Origin of the sequence: Rheinheimera nanhaiensis E407-8 (genome assembly GCF_000296695.1) — a bacterium.
Lineage (GTDB): Bacteria > Pseudomonadota > Gammaproteobacteria > Enterobacterales > Alteromonadaceae > Alishewanella > Alishewanella nanhaiensis.
On record NZ_BAFK01000003.1, the window covers coordinates 177,759 to 200,651 of the forward strand.

General features: G+C 52.9%; 22 protein-coding genes. 17 read left to right on the forward strand and 5 right to left on the reverse strand.

Annotation, left to right across the window (positions count from 1 at the left end):
• Positions 1–34: 34 nt before the first annotated feature.
• The 14 genes from hflK to alr all read left to right on the forward strand — a co-directional run bounded on the left by hflK (position 35) and on the right by alr (position 14,235).
• Positions 35–1,183 carry an FtsH protease activity modulator HflK gene (gene hflK / locus RNAN_RS03775; RefSeq protein ID WP_008218912.1) on the forward strand — a complete coding sequence of 383 codons (1,149 nt, stop codon included), beginning with the start codon at positions 35–37 and terminating at the stop codon, positions 1,181–1,183.
• Positions 1,184–1,186: 3 nt separating this feature from the next.
• Positions 1,187–2,068, forward strand: coding sequence for a protease modulator HflC (gene hflC, locus RNAN_RS03780; RefSeq protein ID WP_008218914.1), 882 nt, complete (start codon positions 1,187–1,189; stop codon positions 2,066–2,068).
• A gap of 90 nt (positions 2,069–2,158) precedes the next feature.
• Positions 2,159–3,319, forward strand: a complete 1,161-nt coding sequence (locus RNAN_RS03785) for an aminotransferase class V-fold PLP-dependent enzyme (RefSeq protein WP_008218916.1) — start codon at positions 2,159–2,161, stop codon at positions 3,317–3,319.
• A 133-nt stretch (positions 3,320–3,452) separates the two neighbouring features.
• Positions 3,453–4,751: an adenylosuccinate synthase gene (locus RNAN_RS03790; RefSeq protein WP_008218920.1), complete on the forward strand. Its 1,299-nt coding sequence runs from the start codon at positions 3,453–3,455 to the stop codon at positions 4,749–4,751.
• 95 nt (positions 4,752–4,846) lie between these two features.
• The gene (locus RNAN_RS03795; RefSeq protein WP_008218922.1) at positions 4,847–6,163 is read left to right on the forward strand and encodes a S41 family peptidase; all 1,317 of its coding nucleotides are present in this window, start codon (positions 4,847–4,849) and stop codon (positions 6,161–6,163) included.
• Positions 6,164–6,208: 45 nt separating this feature from the next.
• Positions 6,209–6,883 carry a tetratricopeptide repeat protein gene (locus RNAN_RS03800; protein ID WP_008218923.1) on the forward strand — a complete coding sequence of 225 codons (675 nt, stop codon included), beginning with the start codon at positions 6,209–6,211 and terminating at the stop codon, positions 6,881–6,883.
• Between the two features lie 66 nt (positions 6,884–6,949).
• Positions 6,950–9,292, forward strand: coding sequence for a ribonuclease R (gene rnr, locus RNAN_RS03805; RefSeq protein WP_008218925.1), 2,343 nt, complete (start codon positions 6,950–6,952; stop codon positions 9,290–9,292).
• 50 nt (positions 9,293–9,342) lie between these two features.
• The gene (gene rlmB / locus RNAN_RS03810) at positions 9,343–10,074 is read left to right on the forward strand and encodes a 23S rRNA (guanosine(2251)-2'-O)-methyltransferase RlmB (protein WP_008218926.1); all 732 of its coding nucleotides are present in this window, start codon (positions 9,343–9,345) and stop codon (positions 10,072–10,074) included.
• 131 nt (positions 10,075–10,205) lie between these two features.
• Positions 10,206–10,583, forward strand: a complete 378-nt coding sequence (gene rpsF, locus RNAN_RS03815) for a 30S ribosomal protein S6 (protein ID WP_008218928.1) — start codon at positions 10,206–10,208, stop codon at positions 10,581–10,583.
• Between the two features lie 10 nt (positions 10,584–10,593).
• Complete coding sequence (gene priB, locus RNAN_RS03820; RefSeq protein ID WP_008218930.1) at positions 10,594–10,899, forward strand: primosomal replication protein N; 306 nt, start codon at positions 10,594–10,596, stop codon at positions 10,897–10,899.
• Positions 10,900–10,910: 11 nt separating this feature from the next.
• The gene (gene rpsR / locus RNAN_RS03825; RefSeq protein WP_008218940.1) at positions 10,911–11,138 is read left to right on the forward strand and encodes a 30S ribosomal protein S18; all 228 of its coding nucleotides are present in this window, start codon (positions 10,911–10,913) and stop codon (positions 11,136–11,138) included.
• A gap of 19 nt (positions 11,139–11,157) precedes the next feature.
• On the forward strand, positions 11,158–11,610 hold the full coding sequence (gene rplI, locus RNAN_RS03830; protein ID WP_008218941.1) for a 50S ribosomal protein L9: 453 nt from the start codon (positions 11,158–11,160) through the stop codon (positions 11,608–11,610).
• Between the two features lie 154 nt (positions 11,611–11,764).
• A complete protein-coding gene (dnaB, locus tag RNAN_RS03835; protein WP_040551600.1) occupies positions 11,765–13,147 on the forward strand; it encodes a replicative DNA helicase in 1,383 nt (460 codons plus the stop codon).
• Positions 13,147–14,235, forward strand: coding sequence for an alanine racemase (gene alr, locus RNAN_RS03840; RefSeq protein WP_008218948.1), 1,089 nt, complete (start codon positions 13,147–13,149; stop codon positions 14,233–14,235). Before dnaB ends, alr begins: the two co-directional genes overlap by 1 nt.
• A 40-nt stretch (positions 14,236–14,275) precedes the next feature.
• On the opposite strand, the gene RNAN_RS03845 is transcribed toward alr, so the two are convergent.
• From RNAN_RS03845 to RNAN_RS03855, 3 genes are all read right to left on the reverse strand, one after another.
• Entirely contained in the window at positions 14,276–14,740 is a 465-nt protein-coding gene (locus tag RNAN_RS03845; protein WP_008218950.1) for a chemotaxis protein CheX, read from the reverse strand.
• Positions 14,741–14,841: 101 nt separating this feature from the next.
• The gene (locus RNAN_RS03850) at positions 14,842–15,279 is read right to left on the reverse strand and encodes a transcriptional repressor (protein ID WP_008218952.1); all 438 of its coding nucleotides are present in this window, start codon (positions 15,277–15,279) and stop codon (positions 14,842–14,844) included.
• Positions 15,280–15,362: 83 nt separating this feature from the next.
• Positions 15,363–15,575, reverse strand: coding sequence for a hypothetical protein (locus RNAN_RS03855; RefSeq protein WP_008218953.1), 213 nt, complete (start codon positions 15,573–15,575; stop codon positions 15,363–15,365).
• 192 nt (positions 15,576–15,767) lie between these two features.
• Here RNAN_RS03855 and tadA point away from each other — a divergent pair, with 192 nt between their 5' ends.
• On the forward strand, positions 15,768–16,253 hold the full coding sequence (gene tadA / locus RNAN_RS03860; protein ID WP_008218955.1) for a tRNA adenosine(34) deaminase TadA: 486 nt from the start codon (positions 15,768–15,770) through the stop codon (positions 16,251–16,253).
• Here tadA and RNAN_RS19315 read toward each other — a convergent pair.
• Both RNAN_RS19315 and mltF read right to left on the reverse strand, forming a co-directional pair.
• Positions 16,228–16,389, reverse strand: coding sequence for a hypothetical protein (locus RNAN_RS19315; protein ID WP_008218957.1), 162 nt, complete (start codon positions 16,387–16,389; stop codon positions 16,228–16,230). The genes tadA and RNAN_RS19315 overlap by 26 nt on opposite strands.
• A gap of 54 nt (positions 16,390–16,443) precedes the next feature.
• Positions 16,444–17,895 (reverse strand): membrane-bound lytic murein transglycosylase MltF, encoded by a 1,452-nt coding sequence (gene mltF, locus RNAN_RS03865; protein WP_008218958.1) that lies wholly within the window; start codon positions 17,893–17,895, stop codon positions 16,444–16,446.
• A 152-nt stretch (positions 17,896–18,047) separates the two neighbouring features.
• Between mltF and purL the strand changes: the two genes are divergently transcribed.
• On the forward strand, positions 18,048–21,941 hold the full coding sequence (gene purL, locus RNAN_RS03870; RefSeq protein ID WP_008218960.1) for a phosphoribosylformylglycinamidine synthase: 3,894 nt from the start codon (positions 18,048–18,050) through the stop codon (positions 21,939–21,941).
• 131 nt (positions 21,942–22,072) lie between these two features.
• A complete protein-coding gene (locus tag RNAN_RS03875) occupies positions 22,073–22,873 on the forward strand; it encodes a M15 family metallopeptidase domain-containing protein (RefSeq protein ID WP_008218963.1) in 801 nt (266 codons plus the stop codon).
• Positions 22,874–22,893 lie beyond the last annotated feature (20 nt).

Here is a 22,893-nt window from a genome sequence, read left to right on the forward strand (position 1 = left end):
AACGCTTATTTTGCAACTTAGAACGGAGTAGAGCATGGCTTGGAATGAGCCCGGCAACAACGGCAAAAATAACGACCCCTGGAAGCAGGGTGGTCGTGATCAGGGGCCGCCGGATTTAGACGAAGTGTTTCGTAATTTCGGTAAAAAATTCGGTGGTATCTTTGGTGGTGGTAAATCGTCAGGCAGTAATGGCAGTGGCGCTTCAGCCGCCGCCGTGTTAGTGCTGATTGTGGCCGCACTGGTGTGGGCCTTCAGCGGCTTTTACACCATTAAAGAATCGGAACGTGGCGTGGTGCTGCGCTTTGGCCAGTACAACAGCGAAGTCGGCCCGGGTATTCACTGGAAGCCAACCTTTATCGATACCGTCATGCCGGTCGATGTGACCAGCGTGCGCACGCTGCGCAGTGACGGCTTTATGTTAACCCAGGATCAGAATCTGGTGCGGGTGACCTTTGAAATTCAGTATCGTGTGTTTAACGCCCGCTTGTATAAGTTTTCGGTAGTGGATGCGGATAGCAGCTTACATCAGGCAACCGATGCGGCGCTGCGTTATGTGATTGGTCACTCTATTATGGATGACGTACTCACCCGTGGCCGTGAAGTGGTGCGGCAGAATACCCGCCAGGAGCTGGAAGGCATTATTCAGCCTTATAACATGGGTATTGCACTGGTTGATGTGAACTTCCGTGATGCCCGTCCACCGGAAGAAGTGCGAGACGCCTTTGATGATGCGATTAAAGCGCAGGAAGATCAGGAGCGTTTTATTCAGGAAGCACAAGCTTACGCGCGTGAAATTGAACCGCGTGCCCGGGGCCAGGTTAACCGCGTAATGCAGGAAGCCGAAGCCTATAAGCAGCAAACCGTATTAAAAGCGCAGGGTGAAGTAGCCCGCTTTGAAAAGCTGTTGCCTGAATATCTGGCGGCGCCAAAGGTAACCCGTGACCGTATGTATCTGGAAACGATGGAGCAGGTATATAGCAATACCTCTAAAGTGATGGTAGATGTGAAAAACGGCAACAATATTATGTATTTACCGCTGGATAAAATGCTAAACCCAGGCAGTGGTGCGACGACGCCGTCAGGCACAGTTCCTTTCACGCCGCAGCGCAGCAATACTGATGCCGGCGGTAGTAACCGTACTGACAGTTCACGCAACACGACAACACGCAGTGGCAGGGGGTAACCGATGAAAAACTTTACACTCATTATTATCGCCGTTGTCGCCTTTATCTTCCTGTCGGCGCTGTTTGTCGTGCCGGAAGGCCAGCGTGGCATCGTTATTCAGTTTGGTAAAATTCAGCGCGACGCCGAGCAAAATGTGGTGGTGTACGAGCCGGGTTTGCACTTTAAGTTACCGCTGATTGAAACCGTGCGTAAGTTAGATGCCCGGGTGCAAACACTGGATGATGCGCAGGACCGTTTTGTTACGGCTGAGAAAAAAGACTTACTGGTCGACAGCTATGTAAAATGGCGTATCAGTGACTTTGGCGCCTACTTTCTGGCTACCGGCGGTAACACTGCCCAAGCCGAAGTGTTGTTAAAACAGTATATTAACAACGGTTTACGTACCGAGTTTGGTGCCCGCACCATTCAGGAAATCGTTTCCGGCGAGCGGACTCAGCTGATGCAAAGTGCACTGCAGCAGGCGGGGCAGGCCTCGCGTGAGCTGGGCATTGAAGTGGTAGACGTGCGGGTGAAGCAAATTAACCTGCCACAGGAAGTCAGCAGCTCTATTTTCGCCCGGATGGAAGCCGAGCGTCATGCGGTAGCGCGTGAGCACCGCTCTAAGGGTATGGAAGAAGCGGAAATTATCCGCGCCGATGTCGATGCCCGCGTCACCGTTATGCTGGCAGATGCGGAGCGTAACTCACGTACGGTGCGCGGTGAAGGTGATGCAACCGCTGCCAGTATCTATGCTGAGGTGTACAACAAGAACGCTGAGTTTTACTCTTTCGTGCGCAGCCTTGAAGCCTACAAAAACAGCTTTAAGAGCAAAGACGATGTGTTAGTGCTGCAGCCGGATAACGATTTCTTTAAGTATATGAAGTCGGATAAAGTACAGAACTAAAGGTTAACCGGATGAAAAAAGGCCCGTTTGGGCCTTTTTTATCGGTGCCAGTTAGCCTGATCAGCATGTCGGCATCTTACGGAGAGTGTTATGTATCAGCAGTTTTTTCAGCGCTTTTTAGCTGCTAATCCCGGCAAGCAGCATTTTGCCTGCCACTCGCACCATTACTGGCCCGATGTTAGCCGCGATGCGGTGTTGGAGTACTGGGATGACAGCGCCCGGCTGGTCGACGACAAATGGCGTTATATCTTTGGCGAAAAAGTGCCGCAAACGCAGCAGCTTATTGCCGATATTCTGCAGCTGCCGCAGCCGGAGCAAATAGTGTTTGCCCCCAATACTCACGAGCTGGTGATGCGCTTACTCAGCTGCTTTGACTTACGCCTGCCGCTACGGATTTTAACCACCGACAGTGAGTTTCACAGCTTCAGCCGGCAGCTAAAGCGGCTGGCTGAATATGACAATGTGCAGGTAGACTACATTGCTACAGAGCCGTTCGCCAGCTTTGAACAGCGCTTTATCGCCGCCGCTGCGCAGCAGCCCTATCAGTTGATTTTTTGCAGCCAGGTGTTTTTTAACTCTGGTTTTGCTATTGCCGATCTTAACCACTTTGTGCAGCAACTTGCGCACCTAAGTCAGGCCATGATCGCCATCGATGGCTACCATGGCTTTATGGCGCTGCCAACCGACTTATCAGCCATTGCCGAGCGCATTTTTTATCTGTCCGGTAGTTATAAATATGCCGGCGGTGGCGAAGGCTGCTGCTTTATGGCAGTACCCCTCGGTAGCGCGCAGCGGCCATTATATACCGGCTGGTTTGCCGAGTTCGGTACCCTGGCGGCAGAAAAGTCGGCGACGGTGCTGTACAGCGAAGATGGCTATCGTTTTGCCGGCGCGACCATGGATTTTACCGCCCTGTACCGCTTAAACGCTGTGCTGCGCCTGTTTAAGCAGCAAGGTATTAGTGTGGGGCGTATTCATCAGTATGTGCAGCAGTTGCAGCAGGTGTTTTTACAAAAACTGGACGCCGTGAACCACCCCAAGCTGAATCGGGACAGTCTGTTAGCACGGGATTTAAACCAGCATGGCCATTTTCTCACCTTCCGTTTAGGCTCGGCTGCAGAGGTGGCTGAGCTGGCGGCGCAGTTGAAACGCGCCGGTATCGAAACCGATTACCGTGGTGACCGGCTGCGCTTTGGCTTTGGCCTATACCATAACAGTGCTGACTACGATTTAAGCTGTTTGGCCGGCTAGCCTGCTAAGTTATTGATAGTTAAAGATGGATTAAGCCGCTGAGAAAAAAGCGGCTTTTTTTCATCCAGACGGCTGAAACTTAGTTAGCTATTTGGTAGAATCCACGCCTAATTTTTTCCATGATGTGGGAACCATGGCCAAAAACGTCGTAGTGCTCGGCACCCAATGGGGTGACGAAGGTAAAGGTAAAATTGTCGATTTATTAACAGATAAAGCCAGTTATGTGGTGCGCTATCAAGGCGGCCATAACGCTGGTCATACGCTGGTGATTGACGGTGAAAAAACCGTATTGCATTTAATTCCGTCCGGCATTTTACGTGCTAACGTAAAATGCGTTATCGGCAACGGTGTGGTGTTATCTCCGGAAGCCTTCTTAAAGGAAATGACCATGCTGGAGCAGCGTGGCGTACCGGTGAAAGAGCGTTTGCTGCTGTCCGAAGCCTGCCCGTTGATCCTGCCATTTCACGTAGAGCTGGATAAAGCCCGTGAACTGGCGCGTGGTGACAAACCTATCGGCACTACCGGCCGTGGCATAGGCCCGGCCTATGAAGATAAAGTAGCCCGTCGTGGTTTACGCGTTGGTGACTTATTCAACCCACAGCTGTTCGCTGAAAAGCTAAAAACGCTGATGGAGCTGCATAACTTTACCCTGACCCAGTACTACAAAGTGCCGGCCGTGGACTACCAGACCACGTTGGACAATGCACTGGCCATCGCGGAAATTTTAAAACCGCTGGTGGTCGATGTTACCGATTTACTGGATCGCGCCCGCAAAGCCGGCCAGGAAATTATGTTCGAAGGTGCCCAGGGCACGCTGCTGGACATTGATCATGGTACTTACCCTTATGTCACCTCGTCTAACACGACCGCAGGTGGTGTTGCTACGGGTGCTGGGTTCGGCCCACGTTATCTGGATTACGTGCTGGGCATTGTAAAAGCCTATACCACCCGTGTTGGCTCAGGCCCATTCCCGACAGAGTTGGGTTGTGCGGTGGGGGAGCATCTGGGTGTGAAAGGCCACGAGTTCGGCGCTACCACCGGCCGTAAGCGCCGTTGTGGTTGGTTTGATGCGGTTGCGGTAAAACGTGCGGTGCAGTTAAACAGCATCTCTGGCTTCTGCTTGACCAAACTGGACGTGTTAGATGGCCTGGACAGCGTGAAAATTTGTACCGGCTATCAAGATGCTGCCGGTAACATTACTGATGTGCCGCCGCTGGCCGCTGAAGGTTATGAGCTGGTAACACCAATTTATGAAGAAATGCCGGGCTGGCAGGACAGCACCTTTGGTGTGCAGTCGCTGGAGCAGCTGCCGCAGGCTGCGCGTAACTATATCAGCCGCTTAGAGCAGCTTACCGGTGTGCCGATTGATATCGTTTCTACCGGGCCAGATCGGGTACAAACCATAGTGCTGCGTCACCCTTTTGCCAGCTAACATCTGAAACTTTGTTTGTTGCGTATAAAAAATGCTGCCAAAGGGCAGCATTTTTGTTTTATGCTGGTCAAATAGCCTATTAAGGAGCCAGTACTATGCGTGTATTACTTACCTCTGTCCTGTTATTGGGGCTCACTGCTTGTGGTGGCAGCAGCAGTAGCAATGATGACAGTGCCGGCACCAACCTGTGCCAGCGTAGCGATATCAACTCCCAGGTGTTTTGCGCCCTGCAGCAAGATTATTTGTGGTATCGCGACTTGCCAACCAGTATTAATCCGGGCAGTTATAACTCGCCTTCAGCATTATTAGAGGCGGTTGCTGCGCCGCAAGACCGCTATAGCTTTATTCTGACCCGGCAGGAATATGAAGATCGTTTTATCAACGCCACGTTTTTTGGTTATGGCTTTTCCAGCCGCCGGGCTGACAACAACAGTAGCCTGCACATTGCCTATGTATATGACGATGGCTCTGCAGCGCAAAATGGCCTGCGCCGCGGAGACAAAATTATCGAAATTGAAGGTGTAAGCGTTGCAGAGTGGTTAAGCCGCCTGGATGCCGGTACGGCGACGAATGATGATGTGTACGGGCCGAATGAAGAAGGTGTGATGCGCAACTTTGTTTGGCGTAAACCCGACGGTACTGAACTGTCAGCTGACTTTGTTAAAAGTGAAGTGACCACCAATACGGTACTGCACCGCTCGGTCAGAAATGTGGATGGCAAGCTGGTAGGCTACCTGGTGTTTAATACCTTTATTGAATTGTCAGAGTCTGAGCTGGAAACGGCTTTTGCTGATTTTGCCGCCCAGGGTGTGGATGAGCTGGTGCTGGATTTACGCTACAACGGCGGGGGCCTTATTCGCGTAGCCAACCAGTTAGCCACCCAGATTGCGCAAAACGCGGTACAAAACCAGGTATTTGTTAAATATCAATACAATGATAAGAACACTGCAAAAAACACCACCACCCGTTTTGCGCTGGGTGCCGGCCGTAGCGTGCTCAATCTGCCACGGGTTTTCGTACTGACAACGCAAGCCAGCTGCTCGTCCAGCGAGCTGGTGATTAACTCTTTAGCGCCTTTTGTTGACGTGGTACAAATCGGTGACACTACCTGTGGTAAGCCGGTCGGGCAACAGCCGGATATTATTGGCAACTATGTGTTGTTTGCCATTAATTTCCAGACCGTGAACGCGCTGGACCAGGGCGACTACTTTGATGGGTTGCTGCCAAATTGTCAGGTTAGCGACGCCATCACCGGTGATTGGGGCGTGCTGACAGATCCGTTGTATACCGAAGCCATCAGCTACATTAGCACTGGTAGCTGTAGCAATGTAGCGGTAAGTCGCGCCAGTATTACGCCGGCGCAGCAAAAGCCACGGCTGGCGGCCCCCTGGGTGGTTAACAACGAGCAATAAAGGCGCGGTTTTTGCTTAGCTTTTTGCCTAATAATGGCTCAACTGATGTCAAAACCGGCCGATAACGGCTGTAATGACAATTTAGTGGCGGTATTAATGAAAAAAACGCTAGGCTGCTTGCTGGCAGCACTTTGCCTGCCAGCAGCCACAACTACATCAGCACAAGAACTGGAAGCCGTGCAACTGTATAGCCAGGACGAGCTGTTAGCCCTGATCCGGACCAACAGCCACCTGAAGCGGGTGCGGGCAGATGATTGTCAGCTGGTACGCGATATTGAAGCCCGGGCTGACATTATGCAGCTGCCGGCTTATCAGTTTTTATACGGTGATATGCTGGCTTACGCTGTGTGCGTGCCACGTAATGTTGAACGCGGCTGGGATTTAATGCTGCAAGCCGCTGCTCAGGGCTTGCCGGAAGGCTTAGAGCAGGTAGGACGCTATTACCATATTGGCCGCTTTGTGCAGCCTGATATCGATAAAGCTATCGTTTATTTACGCGAAGCCGCAGCGCTGGGTAATTTAAAAGCCCAGCTGCGGCTAGCGCAAATACTGGTAGATGGCCACGGCAGCCCGGTCGATTTTGAGCAAAGCTACCGCTGGCTGCATCATGCCATTACCGCAGATAGCGCAACCCATAAACAAATACAGCAGCTACTGGCGCAGCTGGCGCAGAAAATGCCGGCTAAGGTGGTGGCGAATGCGAAAAAACCGGTAAAGTGAAGTTCATACGCTTTTACCGGTTTAGCTGTTACACTTAACCTAATTTAGGACACACAAGAAAACTTAATGACGGTAAATGATCCGCATCTTGCCCGTGAGCAGGAAAAATACGACAACCCCATCCCCAGCCGTGAATTTATTCTCGAGCATATCGAAAAACGCCAAAGCCCCGCTTATTTTGATGAATTAGTACAAGAGCTGGGGTTAACCGATGATGATGCCATTTTCGCGCTGAAAAAGCGTTTGCGCGCCATGGAGCGTGACGGCCAGCTTATTTACACCAAAAACCGCCGTTATGGTTTGGTCGATAATATGGATCTGGTAAAGGGCACTGTGCTGGGCCACCGCGAAGGCTTTGGCTTTTTAAAGCTGGAGCAGGGCGGGCCAGACTGGTTTATTCCAAACTTTGAAATGCAGCGTTTACTGCATGGCGATGTGGTGCTGGCTACGGCGCAAAGCGTAAACAGCAAAGATAAAACCGAAGCCCGCATAGTACGGGTGCTGGAGCCGCGCAGTGAGCCAATTGTTGGCCGCTATTACAAAGATTTTGCCTTAGGCGTAGTGGTGCCGGACGACCCACGTATTACGCAGGATATTGTGATCCCCGACGGTGAGCAGGGCGCAGCCCGCCATGGCCAGGTGGTGCTGGTAGAAGTCACGCAGCGGCCATCAAAACGGGTAAATGCGGTCGGTAAGGTGACTGAAGTGCTGGGTGAGCATATGGCGCCGGGCATGGAGATTGAAATTGCCATCCGTAACCATCAGATCCCGCATGTGTTTTCTGATGCGGTATTACAGCAGGTCGCCAAATACGGTGAAGACGTGCCCGCAGCGGCCAAACAAGGCCGGGTCGACTTAACCCAGTTGGGCCTCATTACCATTGACGGCGAAGACGCGCGAGACTTTGACGATGCGGTGTATGCTGAAGCGAAAGACAACGGCGGCTGGCGTTTATGGGTGGCTATTGCTGATGTTAGTAGCTATGTGCTGCCAGATACCCCGCTGGATAAAAGCGCGTTAGAGCGCGGTAACTCGGTGTATTTCCCCGATCATGTGGTGCCGATGTTACCCGAAGCCTTATCAAACGGTCTGTGTTCATTAAACCCACATGTTGACCGGTTGTGTTTAGTTGCCGATATGCACATCAGCGCCAACGGCAAGCTGGAAAGCTATCAGTTTTATGAAGCGGTAATGCACTCCAGAGCCCGCTTAACCTACAACAAGGTGCATAAAATTTTGCAGGGCGACCCGGAACTGCGGGCGCAATATAACGATAACCTGACCAATATTGAAACCCTGTACGCCCTGTATAAAAAGCTGGCCAAAGTGCGAGGCCAACGCGGTGCTATTGAGTTTGAAACGGTAGAAACGCGCTTTATCTTTAACAGCCACCGCAAAATTGAGCAGATAGTACCGGTACACCGGGTTGAGTCACATAAGATCATCGAAGAATGTATGATCATGGCCAACGTGGCGGCCGCGCGTTTTATTGAAAAGCACGAAGCCCATACCTTGTTTCGTGTACACGAACGGCCGGACGGCGACCGCTTTGATAACTTCCGCCGCTTTTTAGCCGAGCTGGGTATTGAAGCAGATTTACCTTCTGAGCCAACGCCACTGGAGCTGACTGAGCTGTTAAACCGCATTGGTGAGCGGCCAGACCGTGAGCTGATAGAAACCACTATGCTGCGCTCAATGAAGCAGGCGGTGTATCAGGGCGATAATCAGGGCCACTTTGGCCTGGCGCTGGAAGCCTATGCTCACTTCACCTCACCCATTCGCCGCTACCCGGATCTGGTGTTGCACCGTGGCATTAAAGCCATACTGGCTAAGCAAGGGCAAAAAGTGACCGGTGCCCGCGCCTACACTGAGGCTGAAATTGCCCCGCTGGGCGAGCAGTGCTCGATGACTGAGCGGCGCGCCGATGACGCCACCCGCGAAGTGGCCGACTGGCTAAAATGCGAGTATATGCAGGATCATTTGGGTTCAGAGTTTGAGGGCGTAGTGTCTACCGTCACCAGCTTTGGCTTATTTGTGCGTTTAACTGAGCTGTATATCGAAGGCCTGGTGCATGTTACCTCGTTGCAAAACGATTACTACCACTTTGATACCGAGCGCCATGTGTTAACCGGTGAGCACAGCAAAGTCAGTTATCGCATGGGTGACTTATTGAAGGTGAAAGTGGCGGCGGTAAATTTAGAAGCGCGCAAAATTGATTTAGTGCTGGTAGGCGAGCCCAAACGCTTTGTTAACAAAGCCGATATTAAAGCCTCTAAGCAAGCGGCTGCACAGAAGGGCGCCAAGCGCGGCTCGGCTAAGGGAGCCAAAGCGCCCGCTAAAGCAGAAGCTAAACCGAAAGGCGCACGCAATATTACCGCGCGCAAAAAGCCACGGCGTAAAGCTAAGTAATAAGGTAAACTGCCGGCCAATTTTTCTGGCTGGCGAAACAAGGGCTAATAATGAACGCAGATCTGGTATTTGGTATTCACGCGGTAGAAGCGTTTTTGCAGCGCGCGCCGCAAGATGTGCTGGAATTGTTCGTGATGAAAGATCGCGACGATAAGCGCATGCAACCGATCATTCAATTAGCCCGGCAAAACGGCGTGTCGGTGCAGTTTTGTAACCGTAAAACGCTGGACGATATGGTCGGCGGCCAGCATCAGGGTGTCGTCGCCAAAGCCCGTTTACAAAGCACAGGCAATGAAGCCGATTTAGCCGCTATCGTGGCGGCGAACGACAAGCCGTTTATTCTGATCCTCGATGGGGTTACCGACCCGCATAACTTAGGTGCTATTTTACGCAGTGCCGATGCTGCCGGTGTGCATGCGGTGGTAGCGCCGAAAGATCGCTCAGTTAAGCTTACCTCTGTAGTGCGTAAAGTAGCCTGTGGTGCGGCAGAGAGCGTACCTTTTATTACCGTGACCAACTTAGCCCGCACCTTGCGTGAATTGCAGGAAGCCGGTGTTTGGATAGTCGGTACCGCCGGTGAAACTGAAACCCTGGTGTACGCTGCTGATTTAAAAGGCCCGCTAGCGCTGGTATTGGGCGCAGAGGGTGAAGGCCTGCGCCGGCTAACGCGTGAAACCTGCGACGCTCTGGTAAAAATTCCGATGTTTGGCACCGTGTCCAGCCTTAACGTATCGGTAGCGGCCGGTATCTGCTTATTTGAAGCCGTGCGTCAGCGTAGTTAAGTAAATCTCTGCTTGTTATTTGCCCGCTGAGTCCGTAAAATACGCGACCTTCGGCCATACACTAACGTTCCTTGCCTCCATGAGAACCCCGGCCGAGTTCCCCCGAGGCTTACTAACCGTAAGGAGCTACAATGCGTCATTACGAAATCGTTTTTATGGTTCACCCTGATCAGAGTGAGCAGGTACCAGGCATGATCGAGCGTTACACTGGCGCGATCAAAGAAGCGGGTGGTGCTATTCACCGTCTGGAAGACTGGGGCCGCCGTCAACTGGCTTACCCAATCCAGAAGCTGCACAAAGCACACTATGTTCTGATGAACGTAGAAGCACCACAAACTGTGATTGATGAGCTGGAAACTAACTTCCGCTACAACGACGCGGTATTACGTAACCTGATTATGCGCACTGACGGTGCCATCGTTGAGCCATCACCAATGGCAAAGGTACGTGAAGAACGTCGTGAGCGTGCTCCTCGCGAAACTGAAGAGCAAGTATCAAACGAAGAGTAAGTTGTTGTTAATGGACAATTGCACCGTACTGGTAGGCACCATTTGCCGTACGCCAGAGCATAGCGAAAGTCCGGCGGGTATACCGCACACGGTTCTGGCACTGGAACATCGCAGTAGCCAGATAGAAGCCGGCCTAAATCGCCAGGCTTATGTCAGGATACAGGTGGTACTCACCGGGACTGAACTGACACAACATACTAAAGCGTTAACGTTGGGCAATATGGTTAGGGTAAGCGGTTTTTTAAACCGGCACCAAAGCCGCAGTGGACAAGCCAAGCTGGTACTGCATGCACAACACATTGAACAAATAAGTTAGGAGACAGGCAAATGTCACGTTTTTTCCGTCGCCGTAAATTCTGCCGTTTTTCTGCAGAAGGCACTGTAGAGATTGATTACAAAGATACCGCTGTTCTGAAAAACTACGTTACAGAAAGCGGCAAAATCGTACCTAGCCGTATTACTGGTACCAGCGCTAAGTATCAGCGTCAATTAGCCCGTGCTATCAAGCGCGCACGCTACCTGGCTCTGTTACCGTACAGCGACTCACACAGCTAATACAGAAGGGGTATAAGTAATGCAAATTATTCTGTTAGACAAAGTCGCTAACCTGGGTGGTTTAGGTGACAATGTAACTGTTAAGTCTGGTTATGCTCGTAACTTCTTATTCCCACAGGGTAAAGCAGTTCCGGCTACTAAGGCTAACATCGAGAAGTTCGAAGCCCGTCGTGCTGAATTAGAAGCTAAATTAGCTGCTGACTTAGCCGCGGCTAACGACCGTGCTGCCAAACTTGCTGCGCTGGGTGAAGTGACTATCGCTTCTAAAGCCGGTGACGAAGGCAAACTGTTCGGTTCAGTGGGTACCCGTGATATCGCGGACGCCGTCACTGAAGCTGGCGTAAAAGTATCTAAAGCAGAAGTTAAACTGCCAAACGGTACTTTACGTGAAACTGGCGAGTTCGACATCGATCTGCAGTTACACGCTGAAGTTATCGCAACGATTAAAGTTGTGGTAATCGCAGAAGCTTAATTGCTGAAAAGCGCACTGCAACTGCAGTGCGCTTTGCCTTATCCGCTCCACGCTACACAGTATCTTCCCCCGATAAAAAATTCTCTGACTTTGCTTTGTGATCTGCCGATGGCAGGTTAGCATTAGGCTGTTTTTGCCAACAGATACAGGTGCTATGAGTAGTAACAAAGATAAGCAGGTTGCCGCTGTGAAAATGCCGCCGCATTCTATTGAAGCCGAGCAATCGGTGTTGGGCGGCCTGATGCTGGACAATGAAGCTTGGGACAGAGTGGCCGAAAAAGTGGTAGAGCAGGACTTTTACCTGCGGGCACACCGGTTTATTTTTGCTGCCATGTCGCGTCTGGCTGAAGCCAGCCAGCCTATCGACATTATTACCGTATCGGAAAATTTAGAAGCCAACCAGCAGCTGGACGATGTCGGCGGCTTTGCCTATTTAGGGGAAATTGCCAAGAACACCCCCAGCGCCGCTAACATTCTGGCCTATGCCGATATCGTACGTGAGCGCGCCGTGGTGCGCGATATGATCTCAGTCGCGCACGATATTGCCGATGCCGGTTACGACCCGCAGGGGCGCACGTCGGCTGAACTGCTCGATTTTGCTGAAACCAAGGTATTTAAAATTGCCGAGCAGCGTGCCAATGCCAATGAAGGCCCGGAGCCGATTAACAGCATTTTGGCGAAAACCATCGAAAAGATCGACGAGCTGTTCCGCTCACCACACGATGGCGTCACCGGTGTTTCGACCGGCTATATCGATTTAGACAAAATGACCAACGGCCTGCAGCCGTCCGACTTAATTATCGTGGCGGCCCGGCCGTCGATGGGTAAAACCACTTTCGCGATGAACCTGTGCGAACATGCGGCCATCACCAGTGATAAGCCGGTGCTGATTTTCAGCTTAGAGATGCCCTCCGAGCAAATTATGATGCGTATGCTGGCATCACTCGGCCGTATTGATCAAACCAAGGTGCGTACCGGCCAGTTAGAAGATGAAGACTGGGCACGCTTGTCCTCGGCCATTGAGCTTTTAAACACCAAAGGCAAAATGTACATTGACGATGGCTCGGGCTTAACGCCGACCGAAGTGCGCTCACGGGCACGGCGGGTGGCGCGTGAACATGGCGGTTTAAGCATGATCATGGTCGACTACTTACAGCTGATGACCGTGCCGGGCATGAGTGAGAACCGCACGCTGGAAATTGCTGAAATTTCCCGCTCGCTAAAAGCGCTGGCCAAAGAGCTGAAAGTTCCGGTGGTGGCGCTGTCGCAGCTTAACCGCTCACTGGAGCAACGCGCTGATAAGCGGCCGGTAAACTCGGATTTACGTGAGTCCGGCTCTATCGAGCAGGATGCCGACCTTATTATGTTTATCTACCGTGATGAAGTGTATAACGACGACAGCCCGGATAAAGGCACCGCCGAGGTGATTATCGGTAAACAGCGTAACGGCCCGATAGGCCGTATTCGCCTGACGTTCCACGGCCGTTATTCACGCTTTGACAATTATGCCGGCAGTGCCCGTTTCGAGGATGATTAATGCAAAGCCGCAGGCCACAGGCCAATATTGATTTAGCGGCGCTGGCGCATAACTACAGCCGGGTAAAGCAGCTGGCACCGCACAGCAAAGTGCTGGCGGTACTAAAAGCCAATGCTTATGGCCATGGTATGCTGGCGGTGGCCCAGGCGTTAAAGCAGGCCGATGCGCTGGGCGTTGCGCGGCTTGATGAGGCCTTAGCGCTGCGCGCCGGTGGTATTGCCCGGCCCATCGTATTGCTGGAAGGTTTTTTTCACCCGGATGAACTGCCGCAAATTGTTGCCTCTAATTTGCAGCTGGTTATTCATCACCGCGAGCAGGCCGAAGCGCTGCTGGCGGCACAGTTAGATGCACCGGTGCGGGTCTGGCTTAAGATTGACACCGGCATGCACCGGCTTGGCATTTACCCGCACGAAGTGGCAGCGCTATACCAGCAGTTAAACCAAAGTGCGAATGTGCAGGGGCCGCTTCGGCTGATGAGCCATTTTGCCAGCTCAGACGAGCTGGATAACGCCAGCACAGCAAATCAGCTAGCGCTATTTCGACAGCTTACCCAGGGTTTAGCCGGCGAGCATTCGCTGGCCAATTCGGCAGCGGTACTAAACTGGCCGCTTAGTCATGGCGACTGGGTAAGGCCGGGACTCATGCTATACGGTGTGTCGCCAATGGCTGATAGTGCCGGGGCCGACCTGGGTTTACAGCCGGTGATGACGCTTAGCAGCAGCGTTATTGCCGTGCGCGAGGTAAAAGCTGGCGAGGCAGTAGGCTATGGCGGTAGCTGGATAGCGGCCCACAACACCCGTTTGGCAGTAGTCGCTATGGGTTATGGTGATGGCTATCCGCGGGCGGCGGGTAACAACGCCGAGGTATTGATAAAGGGTAAGCTGCAGCCGATTGTTGGCCGGGTATCGATGGATATGATTACCGTGGATATTGGCACTGAGCCGGTAGCGGTGGGGGATAAGGTGATCCTGTGGGGGGCCGAGTTACCGGTGGAACAGCTGGCAGCCTGCGTAGAAACTATCCCTTATGAGCTGCTATGTAATATCACCAGCCGGGTACAGTTCACTTATAACAATGTCGCTGAATAAAAAAGCCGGCTCAGCGCCGGCTCTATGCTTAAAACGCTGTTTATTTATCAAAACTGACTTCAATATGCACCTTGCCAAAGTCAGAATCGAACGGCATTAAAATTTTCGCCCCTTCCGATTTATGCGAAATGGTATGGTTTTTACCGGACACCACAACAGGCGTGGCCATGGTAAAGTCGTAACCTTTTTCACCCAGTACGCGCTTAGCACCGCCGGTAACCATATTGGTTATTTCACCCACCATATCGGTAACATCGGGCGTAATGCCTTTGGGCCGCTCGCCCAGCATGCGAAACATAATTTCTACCGCTAACGACTCTTCAAAGGTAATAGAAAACGAGCCCTTGGTTTGCGGGCTGACCATCCCGATAAGGCCTGACACATCGCCGCGGGCCACTTCGTCTTTTTTAATTCTGGGCTGGCCGGGGACAATAGTGGTATTGGCCATAGTGCTAAGCACATTTACTAATGAAGATAAAAACGGGTTTATAAATTCAACATTCATGTCAACGCCTGTCAAAAGTCGGGGATCGGGCTACAACTTGTTTAAGATTAGAAACCTTTTACTAAATGTACAAGCTAGCGCCTTGATTCAGGAGAAATTTATTAGCTACTCCGACAACGTTTACAGCTGCCGTGCGCCTCTATGGTTTGCTGTTTAATGTCAAAGCCTTGTGCCACAGCCTGACGGTTGAACTCATCCTGTAACAGATGAGAGTGCAGTTCAGTTACGTTACCGCACTGATCGCAGATCAGTAATTGTGCCGGGTGGTGCTGGCCGAAATGGTGGCACAGCAAAAAGGCGTTGCTGGACTCTATTTTATGAATAAAGCCTTGCTCGGTAAGAAATTCCAGTGCCCGGTAAATAGTCGCCGGTTTGGCACCCGGCTCGGTTTGTTTCAGTTGTTCTAATAGCTCGTACGCGCCAATGCCGCCGTCTAAATCAGCCAGCAGCCGAAACACTTTTTCCCGTATCGCAGTGAAACGGGCGCCATTTTTTTCGCATATGGCGCGGGCGCGGTTAACCAGAATTTCTGTCGACATTGTCAGCTCCTGTCTGCAGTTGCCGGCAGTGTATCATATCAGCGGCGAACTGCTACAGATCAGGGCGGCGACTGTGCCCGCTATTACAAGCGGTTAATCTGATCTTTAAGCTGATAGGACTTATCGGTGACGATGCTCTCCAGGGTGGCGACCCGTTGTTTCATCTTGTCCAGCTCTGCTTTTAAATCGGCGACGTCCTGGCTGTTGGCTTTGCCTTTGCTTTTGTTGTAAGAATCGTAAGCCGAGTAAGCTAAACCACCAATAATGGCAATGGCGGCAATTTCAAAAGGTCCCATCTTGTACATTCTCCTGTTCGTTAAACGCTACAGCACAAAGCAAAGCCGGTGCCATTTTTAATATTGTTTATTATCAGTATATTGCACTTTAACTTTTAGGCTGGGTTAGCCAAATGCTAAAAAGTTTAGCTAATTTCACCAGAATATAGTGATAAACTTTGCCATCAATCTAGCAATTAATTGTAAGCCATTATGACAGATGAAGACTGGATGCGTCATGCCATCATGCTGGCCGCCAAAGCCGAGCAACAAGGCGAAGTGCCGGTAGGCGCGGTGTTGGTAAAACACAATGAGCTGCTGGCAGAGGGCTGGAACCAGATGATTAGCTTAAATGACCCGTCAGCCCATGCGGAAATGCAGGCCATACGGGCCGCTGCCGCGCGGCTGGGGAATTACCGGCTGCCTGAGTGCACCCTATACGTTACGCTGGAGCCCTGTACTATGTGCGCCGGCGCTATGGTGCACAGCCGTATCGACAGGTTGGTGTTTGGTACTACCGATGCTAAAACCGGCGCGGCCGGCTCGGTGCTAAACCTGGTACAGCATGCCCGGTTTAATCATCAGCTTGAGGTGGTGTCGGGCGTGTTGGCCCAAGAGTGCGCGGCACAGTTGTCCGGTTTTTTTCAGCGTCGGCGCGCCGAGCATAAAGCGCTTAAGCAAGCTCGGCAGGCTGGTTGAAAAAGCCGGTGTAATGGCGGCGGCGCTGATGCAGCTTGGCCACGGCGATATTGCGTTTAATGCGCCGGCGGCCGGAAGCGACATCTACCAGCCGGCGACGTTTGGCTCTTACCTGAGGTTTTTTCCGTTTTAACATAGCACACCTGTTTTGTTGTTCTGTTGGTTATCATGGGTGCTTACCAGGCGGCTTTCAATAGGGCGGCGGCGGTGTGTCCGCTGCCGGTGGCAAGATTTCTGTACTCTCTACCCTGTCTGGTTGCTCGGTTAGCCGCTGCTTTTGTTGTTGCAGGCGCAGCTCTGCCTGCTGGCGTTCGTCTACCCATAATAAGGTGTCGTAATAACGGCGGATATTTTCAACGTAGGTCACCGCTTCATCGCCACGGGCATAACCATATTTGGTGGTTTTATACACGCTTTTTTGCCGTAGCAGCGGTAAACGCTGTTTTACTTCCAGCCATTTGTCCGGATCGGCGCCCTGGCGCTGGGTTAAAATGCGCGCATCTTCCACATGGCCCCAGCCAACATTATACGACGCCAGCGCAAACCAGAGCCGGTCTGGCATAGCGATACGCTCGGGAATACGGCTGACTAAACGGTGCAGATAACGGCTGCCACCGCGGATACTTTGCTCAGGATCCAGCCGGCTGCGCACACCCATTTGCTGCGCTGTCGGCAGGGTGAGCATCATCAGGCCGCGCACCCCGGTCGGGCTTTTCGCTTTCGGATCCCAGTGCGACTCCTGATAACTCAGTGCCGCCAGCAGGCGCCAGTCCAGCTCGCCGGCATATTGTTCAAACCAGGCTTTAAAGCGTGGCAGGGTTTGTTCTATTGCCTCGATATACACCAGCGTATCGACATAATCAAACTGCTGTACATGACCAAAGTAGCGATCTTCCAGCGCTATCAGCTCGCCGCCCTGATACATGGTGCCAAAAAATTCGATCAGCACGGCGTACAGTGAATCATCGTTGTTATCCGCCATTAGCCAGCTCACCGGCAGGTTATCCCGCACGGTAAAGGCAATGCTGAGGTTGGGATAAAAGCGCCGGTTCAGCGCCAGTTGGTTTGAATCTGTCAGGGTGTAGGCAATATTGCCATCGACCACCTGCTGCAAAATTTCATCGTTATCCAGGCTTGGGTGCACCTGCCAGTCCAGCTCGGGATAATCCAGGCTGAGTTGCTGCAGGGTTTCGGCATGGCTGCTGTCTTTTACTACGACGACAGTATCGGTTAAGTGTTGCAGGGTTCTGGGCCAGGTGTTGCCTTGTTTAAACACCAGCACTTCGTTAATCCAGCGATAGGCGGGGGCGGCGCGGTATTTGCCTTTGCGCCGTTCGGTTAAGGTCAGGCCGCCGGCAATATAGTCCACCTGACCCGAGTCGAGCTTTTGCAACAGCTCATCCAGATGATAGCTGGGGTATAACTCCAGCTTTACGCCCAGCTTGTCAGCCAGTGCCTGGCTTAATTCCAGCTCAAAGCCGACCGGGCCATCGACGCCCACATAATAGCTGGTGGGGCCGTGCAAAATGCCTACCTTTAAGCTATCACGCTGATATATCTGGTAAAGCTGGCTTTCTGAGGGCGCGGGACTACAGCCGGACAACCACAGTACTAACAGCAACCAGGCGCCGCATCTGTACATCTTAGCTAACCTGAATCGTCATCTTCTGCGCTGTTATAGCAAACTTCTGTTACGCCGTCAGTGTTTACTCATACCACTTAGGCAGAAATTTCTTTATAATGTCGCGCCTGTTTTAGGTTCCATCGTCGTTCAACCCACGGGAAAAAAAGCCTATGTTGATCCTGCGTGGTGCGCCAGCACTGTCCGATTTCAGAATTCAGAAGTTACTCGACCAATGCGCCCAAAGTGGCTTAACCCTCAGCAGTCTGTATGCTGAGTTTATGCACTTTGCTGATGTCAGCCGCGCATTGACTGACGCACAGCAGCAAACGCTGGACAAATTGCTAACCTATGGCCCGGCTATTGCCAGCCACGAGCCGCGCGGCCAGTTATTACTGGTAACGCCACGGCCGGGCACTATTTCGCCCTGGTCATCCAAGGCCACCGACATTGCCCGCAACTGTGGTTTAAGCCAGGTCAGCCGCTTAGAGCGCGGTATTGCCTACTATGTGCAGGCGGCGCAGCCATTAAACGCCGCCCAGCTGCAACAGGTTGCCGCCTTAGTGCATGACCGGATGATGGAAGCGGTATTTACCGAGCTGGAGCAGGCGCAAGCCTTGTTTGCCAAAGCCGAGCCGGCGCCGCTGGCGTCGGTAGATATTCTCGCCGGTGGCCGCGATGCGCTGGTGAAGGCCAACAATGAGATGGGCCTGGCTCTGGCCGACGATGAAATAGACTATCTGTACAGCAACTTTATCGCGCTGGGGCGTAACCCGAACGACATAGAGCTGTATATGTTTGCCCAGGCTAACTCTGAGCACTGCCGGCACAAAATTTTTAACGCCGACTGGACTATCGACGGCGTAAAACAGCCTAAATCGCTGTTTAAAATGATTAAAAACACCTTTGAGCAAACGCCGGATTATGTGTTGTCTGCCTATAAAGACAACGCTGCGGTAATGGAAGGCTCAACCGCTGGCCGCTTTTTTGCCCAGCCGGGTAATTTAACTTATCAATACCACCATGAGCCCATTCATGTGCTGATGAAGGTAGAAACCCACAACCACCCAACGGCCATTTCGCCCTACCCGGGTGCGGCCACCGGCTCTGGCGGTGAAATTCGCGATGAAGGCGCCACCGGTGTGGGCTCTAAGCCTAAAGCCGGTCTGGTTGGCTTTTCGGTGTCGAATTTACGCATTCCGGGCTTTGAACAGCCGTGGGAAACCGACTTTGGTAAGCCAGAGCGCATTGTCTCGGCGCTGGATATTATGCTGGAAGGCCCACTGGGCGGCGCCGCCTTTAACAACGAATTTGGCCGGCCGGCGATTAACGGTTATTTCCGCACTTATGAAGAGCGCGTGCCCAGCCACAATGGCGACGAAGTACGGGGTTACCATAAGCCGATTATGATTGCCGGTGGTTTGGGTAATATCCGCGCCGAGCATGTGCAAAAAGGCGACTTGCCGGTGGGCGCCAAACTGGTGGTGCTGGGCGGCCCGGCAATGAATATCGGCCTGGGCGGCGGTGCGGCTTCATCGATGGCCTCCGGGCAGTCGGCAGAAGATCTGGACTTTGCCTCAGTACAGCGGGAAAACCCGGAAATTGAACGCCGTTGTCAGGAAGTGATCGACCGCTGCTGGCAGCTGGGTAAAGACAACCCGATCGTGTTTATTCACGATGTTGGCGCCGGCGGTTTATCGAATGCCTTCCCTGAACTGGTCAACGATGGCGGCGTGGGCGGTAAGTTTGAACTGCGCAAGGTGCCCAACGATGAGCCAGGCATGTCTCCGCTGCAAATCTGGTGTAACGAGTCGCAAGAACGTTACGTGATGGCGATTCCGGCCGACAAAATGCCGCTGTTTGAGCAAATCTGTCTGCGTGAGCGCGCGCCTTTTGCTGTGGTGGGCGAAGCGACCCGCGAGCAGCACTTAACGCTGAGCGACAGCCACTTTGGCAGCACGCCAATTGATTTACCGCTGAATGTGTTACTGGGCAAAGCACCAAAAATGCACCGCGAGGTACAAAGCGCCCAAACCGCCGGTAAGCCGCTGGATTTCGCCGGTGTCAGCATTAAAGACGCTGCCGAGCGGTTACTGCGTTTACCGACGATTGCCGAGAAAACCTTCCTGGTTACCATTGGTGACCGCAGTGTTACCGGTTTAGTCGCCCGCGATCAGATGGTAGGCCCCTGGCAGGTGCCGGTAGCGAACTGTGGTGTCACTGCAGCCAGTTACGATACCTACCACGGTGAAGCCATGGCAATGGGTGAGCGTACGCCGGTAGCGCTGTTAGACTTTGCCGCCTCTGCGCGTCTGGCGGTGGCCGAGGCCATTACCAACATCGCTGCTACCGATATTGGCGACTTAAAGCGGGTGAAGTTATCCGCCAACTGGATGGCCGCAGCCGGTCACCCGGGTGAAGACGCCGGCTTATATGCAGCGGTAAAAGCCATAGGTGAAGAGTTATGCCCGGCACTGGAGGTGACCATTCCGGTTGGCAAAGACTCGATGTCGATGAAAACCAAGTGGCAACAAGACGGCAAAGAGCATGCGGTAACCGCACCGCTGTCGTTAATTATTACGGCCTTTGCCCGGGTTGAAGATATCCGTAACACGGTAACGCCGCAGCTGCGTACCGACAAAGGCGATAGCAGCCTGCTGCTGATTGATTTAGGCAATAAGCAAAACCGCTTAGGTGCTTCGTGTTTAGCACAAGTTTACAAGCAGTTAGGCCAGCAAGCACCGGATTTAGACAGCCCAGAGCTGTTAATTAACTTCTTTAACGCGCTGCAGCAGTTAACGGCTGAGCAAAAATTACTGGCCTACCATGACCGCTCTGACGGTGGTTTATTTACTACGCTGGCCGAAATGGCGTTTGCCGGTAAAGCCGGTATCCAGGCCGATATCAGTGCACTGGGTAGCGATGATCTGGCGGTGCTGTTCTCTGAAGAGCTTGGCGCTGTTATTCAGGTAAGCAACACTGAGCTGGCTTATGTGCAGCAGGTGCTGGCACAGCATCATCTGGCGCAGCTGAGCCATGTGATTGGCAAGGTGACCAGCGCTGATGAGTTAGTGATCCGCCGTGGCGATACGCCGGTATTGGTTGACAGCCGTACCCGTCTGCGCTGTATCTGGGCTGAAACCACTTATCAGATGCAGGCGATGCGCGATAACCCGCAGGGCGCCAAGCAGGAATTTGATGCCAAGGCCGATGCGGCAGATCCGGGCTTAAACGTTAAGTTAAGCTTTGATCTGAACGAAGATGTCGCCGCGCCGTTTATTTTAAAAGGTGCTGCGCCCAAAGTGGCTATTCTGCGCGAGCAGGGCGTTAACTCGCATGTCGAAATGGCCGCCGCCTTTAACCGGGCTGGCTTTACTGCCGTTGACGTGCATATGAGCGACATTCTCTCAGGCCGCGCTAAGCTGAGTGATTTTAACGGCTTAGTGGCCTGCGGTGGTTTCTCTTACGGTGACGTGTTAGGTGCCGGTGAGGGCTGGGCCAAGTCTGTGCTGTTTAACGACATGGCAAGAGCGCAGTTTGCCCAGTTTTTCGAGCGTGACAGCACCTTCTCGCTGGGGGTGTGTAACGGCTGTCAGATGATGTCGAACTTAAAGAGCCTGATCCCGGGCGCCGAGCTGTGGCCACACTTTGTGCGCAACAAATCAGAGCGCTTTGAAGCGCGCTTTAGCCTGGTTGAAATTCAGCAAAGCCCATCACTGTTCTTTGCCGGTATGGCAGGCTCGCGCATGCCCATCGCGGTATCGCACGGTGAAGGCCATGCGGAATTTGCCTCCAGTGAGCTGTTTGCCAAAGCTAACCACAGCGGCACCGTCGCCATGCGCTTTGTTGACCACTACGGCAAAGTCACCGAGCAATATCCGCAGAACCCGAACGGCTCACCAGCCGGTATTACCTCGCTGACCACCACCGATGGCCGCGTCACTATTATGATGCCGCACCCGGAGCGGGTATTCCGCGCGGTCGCCAACTCCTGGCAGCCCGATGGCTGGCAGGAAGACAGCCCCTGGATGCGGATGTTCCGTAATGCCCGCGTCTGGTTAGGCTAAGCCGCCGCCTGCTGAGGAGCAACACAACACCCTGCAATTGCAGGGTGTTGTTTTTTAAATGTTTATAAATCCGGCAGCCCGACCCGCCGCCAGCTAGACTTAGGCTGTTTCTCCCAAATGGCAGCAATATCATGGACCCACTTGCTGTAGTCACGTTAAAACAGGCATTGCAACTTGCCCCTACTGTTGCAGAGCATCAGCTTTCTGAACATATCGTTAGCTACCTTAAGCAACACCAAAGCGTGTTAGGCAGTGCCGCCGGCTGGCAAAGCTGGCCAGCACAGCGGCAGGCAGTGTTGTGTTTGCAGTTGTGTTGCCAGCAAGCGGGGTTATCGGCAGGCAAGCTGGATGGTTGGTGGGGGCCGCAAACTGACTACGCCAGCGAGCAACTGGCGGCGCTGCAGCAGCAAGGCAAGCTGCCAGAGCTGTGGCGCGATAACTTCAGTACCCCGGCTAATCCGCACGGTTGGCCGCTGGACCGCGAAGCCGAGCTGCGTGCCTTTTATGGTGAGCCGGGCACACAACTGGTGAAAATGACGTTGCCGTATCCGCTGCGTCTGGCCTGGGATACCGGCACCACAGTACTTAGCACCCAGTGCCATCAAAAGGTGGTCGCCAGCATGCAAAAGGTACTGGAGCAGGTGCTGCTGTATTATGGTTTTGATGCAGTGCAGCAGCTACGGCTGGATCTCTATGGCGGTGGTTTTAACCTGCGCGCCAAACGCGGCGGCAGCAGTTTATCTACCCACAGCTGGGGCATCGCCTTTGATTTTGACCCGGCGCATAACCAGCTAAAGTGGGACAGCAGTAAAGCCAGCCTGGCCCGGCCTGAATACGCCTACTGGTGGCAATGCTGGGAAGAAGAAGGGTGGGTCAGCCTGGGCCGTAGCCGTAACTATGACTGGATGCACGTGCAGGCCGCCAGATTGTAGTGTAGCCAAGCGGCTATCGG

Coding starts and splice junctions, on each gene's coding strand:
- RNAN_RS03795 (WP_008218922.1), top strand. CDS start 4,847: ATGCGTGTATTACTTACCTCTGTCCTGTTATTGGGGCTCACTGCTTGT.
- rplI (WP_008218941.1), top strand. CDS start 11,158: ATGCAAATTATTCTGTTAGACAAAGTCGCTAACCTGGGTGGTTTAGGT.
- RNAN_RS03850 (WP_008218952.1), bottom strand. CDS start 15,279: ATGTCGACAGAAATTCTGGTTAACCGCGCCCGCGCCATATGCGAAAAA.
- alr (WP_008218948.1), top strand. CDS start 13,147: ATGCAAAGCCGCAGGCCACAGGCCAATATTGATTTAGCGGCGCTGGCG.
- mltF (WP_008218958.1), bottom strand. CDS start 17,895: ATGTACAGATGCGGCGCCTGGTTGCTGTTAGTACTGTGGTTGTCCGGC.
- RNAN_RS03875 (WP_008218963.1), top strand. CDS start 22,073: ATGGACCCACTTGCTGTAGTCACGTTAAAACAGGCATTGCAACTTGCC.
- rlmB (WP_008218926.1), top strand. CDS start 9,343: ATGAACGCAGATCTGGTATTTGGTATTCACGCGGTAGAAGCGTTTTTG.
- priB (WP_008218930.1), top strand. CDS start 10,594: ATGGACAATTGCACCGTACTGGTAGGCACCATTTGCCGTACGCCAGAG.
- hflC (WP_008218914.1), top strand. CDS start 1,187: ATGAAAAACTTTACACTCATTATTATCGCCGTTGTCGCCTTTATCTTC.
- rpsF (WP_008218928.1), top strand. CDS start 10,206: ATGCGTCATTACGAAATCGTTTTTATGGTTCACCCTGATCAGAGTGAG.
- RNAN_RS03785 (WP_008218916.1), top strand. CDS start 2,159: ATGTATCAGCAGTTTTTTCAGCGCTTTTTAGCTGCTAATCCCGGCAAG.
- rpsR (WP_008218940.1), top strand. CDS start 10,911: ATGTCACGTTTTTTCCGTCGCCGTAAATTCTGCCGTTTTTCTGCAGAA.
- hflK (WP_008218912.1), top strand. CDS start 35: ATGGCTTGGAATGAGCCCGGCAACAACGGCAAAAATAACGACCCCTGG.
- RNAN_RS03790 (WP_008218920.1), top strand. CDS start 3,453: ATGGCCAAAAACGTCGTAGTGCTCGGCACCCAATGGGGTGACGAAGGT.
- RNAN_RS03855 (WP_008218953.1), bottom strand. CDS start 15,575: ATGGGACCTTTTGAAATTGCCGCCATTGCCATTATTGGTGGTTTAGCT.
- dnaB (WP_040551600.1), top strand. CDS start 11,765: ATGAGTAGTAACAAAGATAAGCAGGTTGCCGCTGTGAAAATGCCGCCG.
- tadA (WP_008218955.1), top strand. CDS start 15,768: ATGACAGATGAAGACTGGATGCGTCATGCCATCATGCTGGCCGCCAAA.
- rnr (WP_008218925.1), top strand. CDS start 6,950: ATGACGGTAAATGATCCGCATCTTGCCCGTGAGCAGGAAAAATACGAC.
- RNAN_RS03800 (WP_008218923.1), top strand. CDS start 6,209: ATGTCAAAACCGGCCGATAACGGCTGTAATGACAATTTAGTGGCGGTA.
- RNAN_RS03845 (WP_008218950.1), bottom strand. CDS start 14,740: ATGAATGTTGAATTTATAAACCCGTTTTTATCTTCATTAGTAAATGTG.
- RNAN_RS19315 (WP_008218957.1), bottom strand. CDS start 16,389: ATGTTAAAACGGAAAAAACCTCAGGTAAGAGCCAAACGTCGCCGGCTG.
- purL (WP_008218960.1), top strand. CDS start 18,048: ATGTTGATCCTGCGTGGTGCGCCAGCACTGTCCGATTTCAGAATTCAG.